At 34.3% G+C, this 13,912-nt stretch carries 10 protein-coding genes; 8 read left to right on the top strand and 2 right to left on the bottom strand.

Annotation, left to right across the window (positions count from 1 at the left end):
* Window positions 1-300: 300 nt before the first annotated feature.
* Entirely contained in the window at window positions 301-1,221 is a 921-nt protein-coding gene (locus HMPREF2864_RS07530; RefSeq protein WP_070545340.1) for an ABC transporter substrate-binding protein, read from the bottom strand.
* A gap of 118 nt (window positions 1,222-1,339) precedes the next feature.
* Here HMPREF2864_RS07530 and HMPREF2864_RS07535 point away from each other — a divergent pair, with 118 nt between their 5' ends.
* The 3 genes from HMPREF2864_RS07535 (at window position 1,340) to pbp4 (ending at window position 4,706) form a co-directional block, all read left to right on the top strand.
* Window positions 1,340-2,032, top strand: a complete 693-nt coding sequence (locus tag HMPREF2864_RS07535) for an alpha/beta hydrolase (protein WP_002479088.1) — start codon at window positions 1,340-1,342, stop codon at window positions 2,030-2,032.
* A 121-nt stretch (window positions 2,033-2,153) separates the two neighbouring features.
* The gene (locus HMPREF2864_RS07540) at window positions 2,154-3,269 is read left to right on the top strand and encodes a low temperature requirement protein A (protein WP_070545338.1); all 1,116 of its coding nucleotides are present in this window, start codon (window positions 2,154-2,156) and stop codon (window positions 3,267-3,269) included.
* 198 nt (window positions 3,270-3,467) lie between these two features.
* Window positions 3,468-4,706, top strand: coding sequence for a penicillin-binding protein PBP4 (gene pbp4 / locus HMPREF2864_RS07545; protein ID WP_070545336.1), 1,239 nt, complete (start codon window positions 3,468-3,470; stop codon window positions 4,704-4,706).
* A 380-nt stretch (window positions 4,707-5,086) separates the two neighbouring features.
* Here pbp4 and HMPREF2864_RS07550 read toward each other — a convergent pair whose 3' ends face one another.
* A complete protein-coding gene (locus HMPREF2864_RS07550) occupies window positions 5,087-5,683 on the bottom strand; it encodes a TetR/AcrR family transcriptional regulator (RefSeq protein WP_002460823.1) in 597 nt (198 codons plus the stop codon).
* Window positions 5,684-5,916: 233 nt separating this feature from the next.
* Here HMPREF2864_RS07550 and HMPREF2864_RS07555 point away from each other — a divergent pair, with 233 nt between their 5' ends.
* The 5 genes from HMPREF2864_RS07555 (at window position 5,917) to pflA (ending at window position 13,873) form a co-directional block, all read left to right on the top strand.
* Window positions 5,917-8,403: an MMPL family transporter gene (locus HMPREF2864_RS07555; RefSeq protein ID WP_070545334.1), complete on the top strand. Its 2,487-nt coding sequence runs from the start codon at window positions 5,917-5,919 to the stop codon at window positions 8,401-8,403.
* 175 nt (window positions 8,404-8,578) lie between these two features.
* A complete protein-coding gene (locus HMPREF2864_RS07560; RefSeq protein WP_002460821.1) occupies window positions 8,579-9,610 on the top strand; it encodes an SDR family oxidoreductase in 1,032 nt (343 codons plus the stop codon).
* A gap of 356 nt (window positions 9,611-9,966) precedes the next feature.
* Window positions 9,967-10,536: a PepSY domain-containing protein gene (locus tag HMPREF2864_RS07565; protein WP_037543404.1), complete on the top strand. Its 570-nt coding sequence runs from the start codon at window positions 9,967-9,969 to the stop codon at window positions 10,534-10,536.
* Between the two features lie 313 nt (window positions 10,537-10,849).
* On the top strand, window positions 10,850-13,096 hold the full coding sequence (gene pflB, locus HMPREF2864_RS07570) for a formate C-acetyltransferase (RefSeq protein ID WP_070545332.1): 2,247 nt from the start codon (window positions 10,850-10,852) through the stop codon (window positions 13,094-13,096).
* Window positions 13,097-13,117: 21 nt separating this feature from the next.
* Window positions 13,118-13,873, top strand: a complete 756-nt coding sequence (pflA, locus tag HMPREF2864_RS07575; RefSeq protein ID WP_002460817.1) for a pyruvate formate-lyase-activating protein — start codon at window positions 13,118-13,120, stop codon at window positions 13,871-13,873.
* Window positions 13,874-13,912: the final 39 nt, after the last annotated feature.

Raw genomic sequence — 13,912 nt, forward strand, 5'->3', positions numbered from 1 at the left:
AATAATAGCACAAAGATGATTTGAAATTAAAAATCGTCTTTGTGCTTCTTTTGTAATCAATACTGTGTAGTTGTATATGAAGTTATACTAAAATGCTTATAAAAAAATAAGAGATTTTCGTAACATTTAATAAACCTCATTAAACTAAATGAACAAGGTGATTTATGTATAAAATCAACATATGCTACCAATAGAACCTTTAGTTTTAATATATTCAAATGTTATGGTGCAAACTATACCGAAGAAAGGATTTTGGGGCTATAACTTTAGTCCGTCACATTTATATTCCAAAGTGTTGTGCTATTTCATTGCTTTTAATGCTTTATAGAAAATATCTCGTTGACGTTCTAAAGAAATAGGATCATTATATTGTGTTTCACTGACATCAAATTTAATGACACGATGCTTTTTGACAGCATTGAGACTCTTCCAAAATTGTGTTTGTTCAAACTGTGGTGACTTGTTACCTTGTTGAGCAATAACAGCAATATCACCAATATATTCTGGGAATTGTTCTTCATTGATTGGTGTTGCTACTTTTTTCTGAGTTGCTTGTTTTAATGCTTTAGGCTGTTTCAAGCCATAGCCCTCATATATAATCTCTGTTCCACGTCCCATGTGATTGCTGAAAGCCATAATGCCTTTAGGTGTTTGTTGTAAGACGGAAGCAGTTTTCCCCTTAATCATAGGTGCCAATGCTTTCTTATCTTTTGCTAATTGTTTTTCCCAATGTTTTAGCCATTGGTTTGCTTTATGTTGCTCGTTAACAAGTTGTGCTAATTTTTTAGTAGTGTCTTTATAAGATGATTGATTCGCATCGAACACATAGGTTGGGGCAATTTTTTTCAATTTCCCATAATTTTTATCGCCTTTTGACGTAATAATTAAATCGGGTTTGACTTTGGCAACTTGCTCTACACTAGTATTATCTATACGTTTAATGCCTTTTGTGGCCTTGTTTAACACTTTATTTTTAGCAACAAATTTTGGTACGGCAATCGGTTTATGGCCAAATTTTACTAAAGCACCTACATATGTGGGATGTAATACAGCGATGCGCTTAGGATTTTTAGGTATTTTAACTTTATTGCCGTCATCCATCGTTACTGTTCGCATGGCTTTCGTATTGCTATGATCTTTAGCGCGCTCATGATTCTCATTTGAGTTACAAGCAGCTAAAAATAATATGGTACATACCGTTAATATGATAAATCTTTTCATTTCATCACCCTTTATTTAAAAAAATGTGTATTGATAATTGTTATCAATTATAGCATAATTTTAAATATATTTAACTTTTAAATAAATTTAATTATTAGAATTTTAAAGGGGAGTTATCATGAATAAACGTCGACAGGTCTTTCAAATGGATGGCTTTGAAATTACCATTCAATTACCAAAGGATTATGGTAAGCAGAAGGTTAAAAGATATGCTGCACTCATTGTTCATGATGGCGATATGTTATTTAAACGGTGTAATAAAGATATGATTTTTATCGGCATTCTTTCTAAAGAACGTACAAAAGACTTTACACCGTGGCCGGCAAAAGTTGGCACAAGACTTAATCAAGGCCAAGCGTCTAGGTATCTCACTTGGTTAACGACACAATTGTTACCTTATGTGAGAGAACAGTATCGTGTATCATTAAATAATCAGGATATTGGCATTGCTGGTGCATCTTATGGTGGACTTGTGTCACTTTATGCATTGTATACCATGCCGCAACAATTTGGGAAATACATTTTGATTTCCCCTTCAGTATGGTATCCGGAATTCATAGATTTTATGAAGCAACAGCAGGCGATTAATGCGTCAGTACATGTCTACTGGTATGTAGGGATGAAAGAAGGCATTAAGCATACACAGATTGTTAAAGACATGGTTGGTAACAGTTTGTTGGGAAAAGCAATATTAGCGAATGATTTAGCAAACGAGACGTCGACATTTAAATTTCAAACAGCTAAGCGTGGTATTCATCGGCAGCGATACTTTAAAAAGTTTTTCAAACGTGGTTTGAAGGAAGTGTTTTAACGTGAGTAAATAGTTAATATCACAAGACTGTAAATTTAGTATCGTTTCTTATTGAGCTTGTCAGACATGGATATTTAACTTGTGCTATTATAATGAGAATAGTAAATAAAGGAGTTAATATATGGAAAGACAACCAATACAACGACATTTAGAAGAGAAACGCGCAGGCTTTCATGAATTGTTTTTTGACTTGATTTTTGTCTATGCGATTCAAAAAATTGCGCATGTTATTTTACACACACATGGCGGTACCATTTCTGCCGATTTGTTTTTTAAATATATTATGATGAGTTTAATCTTATGGATATTATGGTCGCACCAAACATTCTTTACGAACCGTTTTGGTAAGACGTCTAAGACCGATGTGTGCTTCATGATGTTTAATTTGTTTGTGCTGATTTTTCTATCGAATAGTTTATATCCAAGTTTTGAAAAGACATTTTTCCCATTCTTTTTATGTGTCACAATCATGTATGTGAGCATTGGGTTACAATATCTAGTGCAGCTAAGATATACGCGTTATCCTAATGACTACCAAACGTGTAAAGCTTTTTCTATCGTCGCATTTACGGTAGCAGCATTGTCGTGCTTATCACTTATTTTACCGACACATATTCACTATTATAGTGCCTTTTTAGGTGTCTTTGTAGCTGGCACAGGCTTAATTCCATTTAGAAAATATTTATATCAATCACCAGTCAATATGATGCACTTAGTTGAACGTTTTTCATTACTAACGATAATTATTTTTGGAGAAGTGCTTGTCGGTTTAGCATCTACCTTTAGTATTAAACATTTTGACATTATTTATATATTTCAATTTCTAATTTTGGTTAGTCTATTTGGGATTTATTGGCTAGTCACTGAAAACTATATCAATCACCAGCATAAGTCGATAGGATTTTTACTTGTGTATACACATTTGGTGATTAATATTGCATTAGGTATGTTAAATACAGCACTTGTATATAGTAATAGTAACGAGCTGCATCGTTTCTTTGAAATCAACTTATTATATGTAAGTATAGTGCTATTTTTAGCAGGACTATGGTTTAATTCATCATATTTTCACGCACATTTAAAAATAGTAAAACCAATTGTCTATCAAATTATAGTTATTATTGTGGCATATATGATGAGCGTCGTGTTTATCAATGTAGGACATGTCTTTATAATTGTTACAGCAATTGCGACGTGTTTAATTTTAGCGATATATTATTTAAAAGTAGCTGAATAGTACGCATACTCAAAAACTGACGAAGTCTTTAAGGGCATTCGTCAGTTTTTTCATTAATAGATACGATTATGGCTTGCGTGAGTGGTTAGATAGATAAAGTAATTAGAAAAACAAGGGTAGTTGTATCCTTTTTAAATGGTGTCACAGCATATAACATGATATTTTAAAGAAAAGAGATAAAAAAGGTGGATTTAAACGGTGAGACAAATAAAAGGCTTTGTACTTCTATTATGCTTATGTATGATGTTTAGTCCATTAACTACCTATGCAGCAAAAACACCCACACAAATCGCTGAAGCGGAAAAGCAACATATCGCTCAGCACTACAATCCTAAAAGTATGATTGTAACCACGCAACAAGGACAAATTCTATACGACTATCATCAGCATGACAACGTAGATCCAGCATCAATTACCAAGTTAATGACTATTTATTTAGTATTAGACGACATAGATAAAGGTAAAATTAAATTAACTGATGAAGTAAAAGTTTCAGGGCGGTATGCCAAAATGTCACGCATACCGGGATTAACAACTTTTCCATTGATTAAAGGTAAAACATATACGATTCAGCAATTATTAAAACAGGGTGCATTAGCGTCAAGTAATGCAGCAATGTTGGTGTTGGCAGAACATATTGATGGCAACTCATCTGATTTCACACATCGTATGAATCGTAAGGCGCAAGCATTGCACATGAGACATACGCATTTTAATAATCCTAGTGGTGCAGATAATAGATTAATAAAGCCCTTTGCACCGTCAAACTACAAGCAACAACATTTCTCTAAAACGACTGCGAAAGATATGGCTGTATTAACACAACAATTAGTAAAGCAACATCCTAAAGTGTTGAAGATTACAAGACTGACGTCCGATAAACAACATGGTCATATGCTTAAAAACACTAATTTATCATTACCCGCACAAGCTGATGGTTTAGCGGGTGCTGATGGTTTAAAAACAGGTACCAGCAATCACGGCTATAACTTAGCGTTAACAGCTAAACAAAATAACTTAAGAATTCATTCAGTGCTATTTCAAGTACAGCCATTTGCTGATGAACGAGCAAAACATGTGCGTCAACAACTTTCTAATATCATGGTTCGACGTGCTTTCAAAAATTATGATTATCGCAAAGTGCTTAGTAAAGGTCAGCATCGTATTCAAGGGAAAATGTATTATGTGAAGAAAGATTTATATGATGTTGTACCTAAAGATCACAAAGGTTATCAGTTCAAAATCAATCACGGTAAATATGTGCATTTAACGTATCAACGTTCATTTTTACCGGGAACACACCCGCCAAAAGTAGAAGTGGTTAAAGTATCCGGGATGATACAGCCCATAGTCATCAGTTTATGTATAAGTTGTGGACTAATTATAGCGTTTATCTTTACAATTACTATGATCGAAAAAGAATATAAAGTAAAATAAACAAACACAGCAAGTTGGGGTGGGGGCCCAAACAAAGAGAAATGCAACAAGCATTTCCACGAACAACGCAAGTTGGGGTGAGCCCCAACAAAGAGAATTTCGAGAAGAAGTTTACCAGGCAACGCAAGTTGGGTGGCTGAAGTTCTCTCCCTAAGAAGCCAATCATACAAAGTATTATCAATAAAAAAACCAGAGTCTGGGACAACATTATGTTTTAGGCGCTGAATGCTATATTGGCAGTAGTTGACTGGAGTGCAAATACGCTGGATACCAAGCTTTTTCACTCCTAGTCAAATTGGCAGGAGCGGGACTACGAATTCATCATGAATGCTGTTCCGCTCCTTGGTTTTTCTAAAAAGGATGTTCTATTCTCTGTTTCTTTAGCGCTCTTCTAGTTCTGACTCGATGCCTAATAGCTCAAAAGGATTAGTGTTAGCTATTTCAAGCATGACTTGAGCGATATAATGTGAGCTATATTGAACATTGTCATTAATCCAACGTTCAATAACGCCTAAATGCCCATGAATAATAAAGTTTAATGCAATTTCATTTTTAAACGTTAATGAAACATGATTTTTCTCTAATAAAGGTAGGAAAATATTTTCTCGTACCTTTTCAACTAATAGTGAACGGAATCTTGTATTATTCATATTGATAAACAGAACACGAATAAACTCATAATTCATTTCAATGTATTCTAGTAACTTATAAAATGATACTTTAAATTCTGAACTGAAAATGGCATCTTCTGAGGATGAATCTCGTTTTACATAATCTAATAACTCTGTAATTGTTTCATCAATGATTGAAACAATAAAGTCATCTTTACTTTGATAATGTAAGTAAAATGTACTGCGGTTGATATGTGATGCTTCAGCAAGTTGTTGTATGGTAATGTCTGAATAGTTTTGAGTGCTTAATAATTGTGTTAAGCCTTTTTTTAAATAGTTATTCGTCCGTTTTTGTCGTTTGTCCATGTTGTTTTCCTCCTTATTCGTCTATCATTTGGAATTTAATCAACACAAATTTTAAAAACGTCTATTATAGTGCAAAACTAGAAATTTTTAATGAGAAATATCAAATGTTTTGTGGTATCTTACATAATAGACAATTTGTCTATTAAAAGATAAACGAAAATATTACAGAAAGCAATGGTTAACACTTAGTTAGATAATGACCTTGCTAAAAAATAAAAAGGGAGTAAGAGATAATGAAGACAATTTTGAGATTTAAATGGCCGATTTCAATATTAGTAATCATTGTAATTGTGTTGTCACTTATTTTTGCACCAAATTTGTCTCAATTGGCAAAAGAAAAGGGTGAAATTAAGCCTCCTGATAGTACATCGTCACAAAAATATGAACATATGTTGAAAGACGTAGGAGCAAATTCTAATTCCATAGTTGCAGTCATCAAAATGAAAGAACCATTAAGTGAACAAGGCAATGACAAAGTAGAACATTTTATTAAAGAAATTAAAAAGATAGATGGCGTTAATCAAGTTATATCACCGTATACCAATAAAGATACCTTCAAAAAAGTTGTCTCAAAAGATAAAAAAACAATAATGATTCCAGTTGAAATGACAACAGGTAATTCTGTCAAAGTGGCTGATAAGATTAATAAAATTGACGATCACCCTGGAAAAGTGTACTTAACTAATAATGATTTAGTTACGCATGATATTAATAAAGCGACAGATAAAGGGCTACAGAAAACAGAAATTGTAACAGTTGCTTTAATTCTGATCATTCTATTTGTAGTATTCCGCTCTGTTGTCACACCATTTATTCCATTGTTTATTGTAGGTTTATCTTATTTATTTAGCTCTGCAATTATTGCATTCTTAGTAAAATATTGCGATTTCCCAGTATCAGTATATATTCAGCCGTTTTTAGTAGCTTTATTGTTTGGTATTGGTACAGATTATTGTATTTTATTATTGAATCGATACAAAGAAGAGCTGGCCGCGCATGATGATAAGACGAAAGCGGTTTATGAAACATTTGTGAGTGGCGGTAAAACGATACTCATTTGTGGAAGTACAATTTTTGTCAGCTTCTTAGTGATTTTGTTTGCACAATTCGATTTATTCCGCTCTGCAGTGGGTATCGGCGTAGGTGTAGTATGTTTATTAATTATTATGTACACATTACTTCCACTTATCATGGTGTTATTAGGCGAAAAAATATTTTGGCCAAGTAAAAAAGCAACATCGCACAAAGAAAATCGATTTTGGGGTAAACTTGGAAATTTATCTAGTAAACACGCATTCGTTGTCATTTTAGTGATTTTAGCTGTATTTTTACCACTTATTTACTTCACACCAAATAAAATCACATACGATAATACAAATGAAATAAGTAATCATTATGGCTCTGTTAAAGCATTAGATATTATCAAAGATAAATTTGAATTAGGAGAAGCTTTCCCGGTAACCATTGCCATCAAAGATAATGATAAATTAACAACATCTAAAGGGTTAAGTGATTTAGAAACGTTAACGAAAAGTATAAATAAAATCGATAATGTCAAAGGTGTTAATACGATTACTCGTCCAACAGGCACTCCAATTAAGCAATTATCTGCCACAAATCAATTAAATGAAATTCAACAACAATTGACGAAAGCCAATAAAGGATTAGGACAAGTTAACAATGGTTTAGGTACAATGCAACAAAAGGTTCAGCCATTGACACAAAGTCAAGTGGTACAGCAACAAATGCAACAAGCAAGTCAAAATCCACAGGCTGGTGTTCAAAGTATTACACAGCAAGCAAGTCAATTATCCCAAGGCTTACAACAAGCACAACAAGGTAATGAACAAGTCATCGATGGTCAAAAAGAAATACAAAGCTATTTGAAAGGTATGTCACAAGACGATAGTGTTAACCGTTCAGGTATGTATATTTCACAAGATATGCTGAATAATAAAGATATGAAACGCTCAATTGACCAATATAGTGCAGACCACGGTAATGTTGTCTTGCTCAATGTAGAATTAAAACAAAATCCTTATTCTAAGTCAGCCTTTAAAACGTTAAATAACATTAAAAATACAGTAGATAATCAGAAAAATGGTACTGTATTTAAAAATAGCAAGATTGAATACGGCGGTGTTACCTCACAAAACGCAGATTTAGACCACACGATTAATACGGATATGACGAAAGTGATTATATTAATGTCTCTAGTTACATTCTTAGTACTTGTCGTCTTTAAACGTTCTATTATTATGCCGTTGTATATGATGTTCTCAATACTTATTACGTATTACGTTTCTATGGGTATCGCCAATGTGCTATTTGATTATTCGTTTGGTGAAAAAGGCGTACTTTTAGTAGCACCATTCTTTAGCCTAGTTATATTATTCTCATTAGGTATTGATTATGCAATCTTCTTACTCAACCGCTTTAATGAGGAAGTACGCACACATGATATTCATAATGCATTAATAACTGCGATGAAGAAAATGGGTACGGTTATTGTCACAGCATGCATTATTATCGTTGGTACCATTGCGGCATTGTACACATCAGGAATGCTCACACTGATGCAAATTGCGACAATACTCATTTTGGGGCTACTTATATATAATTTATTCATCTTACCATTGTTTATTCCAGCCGTAGTAAGCACGCTAGGTAAAGGAAATTGGTGGCCATTAAAAGGTCCTAAAAAACAGCAACATAAATAAATGAAATAAAAAAAGATACCTCTTAATTGATATGATGCTTGGTCATGTTGATTAAGGGGTATTTTAATAAGATGAGCTGCTAAATAAACAGTGAATTAAGTTATTTTATTAACGTTATAATGTGATAAGCTGTTAAAATTTACTCTTAAAAAGAAGTAGCCAGGAGGTTATGAGCATGGATAGTAAAGTATTAGTGACAGGTGGTACCGGCTTTTTAGGCATGCGTATTATTTCGGAACTATTGAAACAAGGTTATGACGTACGTACAACTGTGCGTTCTATCAATAAACAAGCAAATATTTTAAATACAATGAAAGCCAATGATATTCCAACAGAACGACTCACATTTGTCGAAGCAGATTTATCTAGTGATGAACATTGGGATGATGCGATGCAAGGCTGTCAATATGTGCTAAGTGTCGCTTCGCCTGTCTTTTTTGAAATTCCTGACGATGAGTCAGAAGTAATACGTCCTGCAATCGAAGGTGTGCAACGTATTTTACGTGCTGCTGATCATGCAGGTGTTCAACGTGTTGTGATGACATCAAATTTTGGTGCGGTTGGTTTTAGTAATAAGGATAAATCAAGTATAACGACGGAACGTAATTGGACAGATGAACATGAACCGGGCTTATCAGCTTATGAAAAATCTAAATTATTGGCTGAAAAAGCTGCATGGAATTATGTTGAAAATGCGACGCGTAAAATAGAATTTGCAACAATCAATCCAGTAGCAATGATGGGCCCATCTTTAGATGCACATATTTCTGGTAGTTTTGATTTAGTCAAAAATTTAGTTAATGGTTCAATGAAACGCATACCAAATATTGCATTAAATATTGTTGATGTGAGAGATGTCGCCGATTTGCATATTCGTGCAATGACGCATAATGAAGCAGACGGTAAACGCTTTATTGCCACTGCAGACGGTCAGATTACTATGCCGGAAATCGCAGCGCTTATTAAGAAAGAACGCCCAAATCTAGCACAGAAAGTATCAACAAAACGCGTGCCTAATTTTATATTATCGTTAGGTGCAAAAGTGAATAAGCAAGCGAAAGAGGGCAAATTGTTACTTGATATTAATCGTAATGTTAGTAATGAACAAGCTAGGAAATATCTTGGTTGGACACCAATAGCGACACAAGAAGAAGCGATTTTAGCAGCACTTGACAGCATCGTACAATATGATTTGTTAAATAATTAATGATTCATACAACGCTGTAATATAAATTCAAAGATAATGGCACAAAGATGATTTGAAATTAAAGGCGTCTTTGTGCCTTTTTATATTTAATGATTTGTATTGTATGGTTTCACTTTCCCAGTGTGCTGTCTCAGTCTAAACAAATATATTGGTAGTAGTTGTCTAGATTGAAAATACATTTATCCCTAGCTTTTTTCAATCCTAGTCAACCTTGCTGGAAGCGGGTCTACGAATTCAAAATGAGTGCTATCACGCTCCCATTTGCTTCATATCTAATTTATAAAATTTCTTAAAATGTGTTTTGTTCGATGTTCAGCGGGAAACGTCTATTAACACATAAAAAGGAGTGGAACAACATGAAAAAAGAGAAAACAATCGCATTGATTACAGCGTCGGCACTATTTTTAGGTGCTTGTAGTCAATCAGATAACCATACCACGACATCGAACCATCAAAAAGATAGTCATCAGGGGACAATTGCATTAAAAGAAGTTAAAACGAAACCTGAAGACGCGATTAAAAAAGCTCAGAACAGTTATAAAAATCAGCAAGTGACCGAAATCTCTTTTGAAAAATCAAATGGAGAATGGGTTTATAAAGTCGAACAGCAAAACCCTCAGAACCATAATGAATCTGAGGTTATAGTTAACGATAAAAGCCAACGTGTCGAGCATAAAAAATCAGAAAAAGGTGATCAAGATCATTCAGATGACCAAGACACGTTTAAATATAGCGAAGTGAAAAGCTATAAATCAGCTATTAAAGCAGCACAACGAGCATTTGATGGTGAGATTAAAGAATGGTCACTCAGTAAAGATGATGGTAAGTTAGTCTATGATATCACGTTACAAAAAGATAAAGAACAACGTGATATCACAGTAGATGCACAAACAGGTAAAGTAATAGACAACCAACAAGACGATTAAAAGTTGACAATCAAAAATAGAAGTTAAAGCTGACATAAGAAACGCGGAGCAAAAGTCAAATTTGATAATTGCTTCGCGTTTCATGCTTGATTATATGAATGATTGATAGTTCAAAACTATATTTTATGCATTGCACAATACAACTGTTGCATAACACAACTAAATGAACATTAAACTGTTTTACAAACTAATACAGGTTTACGATTTAGACAAATATTTGATGAAAATTAGTCATAAATCATGTGAAAAAAATCACAATAACCATGCTACAATGCTCTTGAAAACACTTACAACAGAAATGGAGGGCAACTGTATGAAAGAAACATATAAACATACTGATGCTTGGCAAGGTTTTAAAAATGGTCGTTGGAACAAACATGTAGATGTAAGAGAATTTATCCAATTGAATTACAATTTATATGAAGGAGACGATGCGTTTCTAACAGGACCTACAGAAGCAACCCAAACATTATGGCAACAAGTGATGCAACTGTCTAAAGAAGAACGTGAACGTGGTGGCATGTGGGATATGGACACTAAAGTTGCTTCAACAATAACTTCTCATGATGCAGGCTATCTTGATAAAGATTTAGAAACTATAGTGGGTGTACAAACGGACAAACCGTTTAAACGCTCTATGCAACCATTTGGTGGTATTCGTATGGCTAAAGCAGCTTGTGAAGCTTATGGTTATGAATTAGATGCCGATACAGAAAAAATATTTACAGAATATCGTAAAACCCATAACCAAGGTGTTTTTGATGCGTATTCTAAAGAAATGCTTGCTTGTCGTAAAGCAGGTGTCATTACAGGATTACCAGACGCTTACGGACGTGGACGTATTATCGGTGACTACCGTCGTGTTGCACTCTACGGTGTAGACTTCTTGATGGAACAAAAACTACATGATTTCCATACGATGTCTACAGAAATGTCAGAAGATGTTATCCGCTTGCGCGAAGAATTATCAGAACAATATCGTGCATTAAAAGAGTTAAAAGAATTAGGTCAAACGTATGGCTTTGATTTAAGTCGTCCAGCTGAAAACTTTAAAGAAGCGGTGCAATGGTTATACCTTGCTTATCTTGCAGCAATTAAAGAACAAAATGGTGCAGCAATGAGTTTAGGTAGAACATCAACGTTCTTAGATATTTATGCTGAACGTGATTTAAATAATGGAACAATCACAGAAAGTGAAGTTCAAGAAATTATCGATCATTTCATCATGAAATTACGTATCGTAAAATTCGCACGTACACCAGATTACAATGAACTATTTTCAGGTGACCCAACTTGGGTAACTGAATCAATCGGTGGTGTAGGCATTGACGGACGTCCGCTCGTAACGAAAAACTCATTCCGTTTCTTACATTCATTAGATAACCTTGGACCAGCGCCAGAACCAAACTTAACTGTGCTATGGTCTGTACGCTTACCTGATAATTTCAAAACGTATTGTGCTAAAATGAGTATCAAAACAAGTTCAATTCAATATGAAAATGATGATTTAATGCGTGAAAGCTATGGCGATGATTACGGTATTGCATGTTGTGTATCTGCTATGAAGATTGGTAAACAAATGCAATTCTTCGGCGCGCGTGCTAACTTAGCAAAAACATTATTATATGCGATTAATGGTGGTAAAGATGAAAAATCTGGCAATCAAGTAGGACCGGAATATAAAGGTATTGATACAGAAATATTAGATTACGATGAAGTATATGATAAGTTTGATAAAATGATGGACTGGCTTGCAGGTGTCTATATTAATTCATTAAATATCATCCATTACATGCATGATAAGTACAGTTATGAACGTATTGAAATGGCTTTACATGACACGAACATTATTCGTACGATGGCAACAGGTATTGCAGGATTATCTGTCGCAGCTGATTCACTTTCAGCAATTAAATATGCCCAAGTGAAACCAATTCGTAATGAAGATGGTTTAGTGGTTGATTTCGATATTACAGGCGATTTCCCTAAATATGGTAATAATGATAGTCGCGTTGATAATATTGCTGTCGAACTCGTTGAGCGCTTTATGACTAAGCTACGTAGTCACAAAACATATCGTGATTCTGAACATACGATGAGTGTCTTAACAATCACTTCAAACGTTGTTTACGGTAAAAAGACTGGTAACACACCAGATGGTCGTAAAGCAGGAGAACCATTTGCACCAGGTGCTAACCCAATGCACGGACGCGATCAAAAAGGTGCATTATCATCATTAAGTTCGGTTGCTAAAATTCCATATGATTGCTGTAAAGACGGTATTTCTAATACCTTCAGTATTGTGCCAAAATCACTTGGAAAAGAAGATGACGATCAAAATAGAAACTTGACAAGTATGCTAGATGGTTATGCTATGCAACATGGACACCATTTAAATATTAACGTATTTAACAGAGAAACATTAATGGATGCAATGGAACATCCTGAAGAATATCCACAATTGACGATTCGTGTATCTGGATACGCGGTAAACTTTATTAAATTAACACGTGAACAGCAGTTAGATGTTATTTCTCGTACATTCCATGAACAAATGTAATAGAAGTAGGGTGGGAGTCAAATGATTAAAGGACACATACATTCCGTTGAAAGTATGGGCACTGTCGACGGACCTGGATTAAGATATATATTGTTCACGCAAGGTTGCTTATTACGCTGTTTATATTGCCATAATCCTGATACGTGGAAGATTAATGAGCCATCAAGAGAAGTGACTGTTGATGAAATGGTTAACGAAATATTACCATATCAGCCATACTTTGATGCCTCAGGTGGTGGTGTGACCGTAAGTGGTGGAGAACCATTACTTCAAATGCCATTTTTAGAAGCTCTATTTAAAGCTTTAAAAGCATATGGTATTCATACATGTATTGATACATCAGCAGGTTGTGCCAATGATACCATTGCTTTCAATCGTCATTTTGACACACTACAGCAGTATACGGATTTAATCTTATTAGATATCAAACATATTGATAATGATAAGCATATGGCTTTAACAGGAAGACCCAATACCCATATATTGAAATTCGCTCAAAAATTATCAGAAATGAAACAACCCGTGTGGATTCGTCATGTACTTGTTCCAGGTTACTCAGACGATAAAGAAGACTTGATACGACTAGGAGAATTTATTAATTCGCTAGATAATGTAGAAAAGTTTGAAATCTTACCTTATCATCAGCTCGGTGTTCATAAATGGAAGACGTTAGGCGTACATTACCAATTAGAAGATGTTGAACCCCCTGATGAGGAAGCGGTAATGGCAGCATATCGGTATGTGAACTTTAAAGGTAAAATCCCAGTACAATTATAATGAATGATGACCTCTCTATATTGCCAATATTTGGTAATG

The sequence above is a fragment of the Staphylococcus sp. HMSC059F04 genome, from assembly GCF_001812565.1.
Lineage (GTDB): Bacteria > Bacillota > Bacilli > Staphylococcales > Staphylococcaceae > Staphylococcus > Staphylococcus lugdunensis.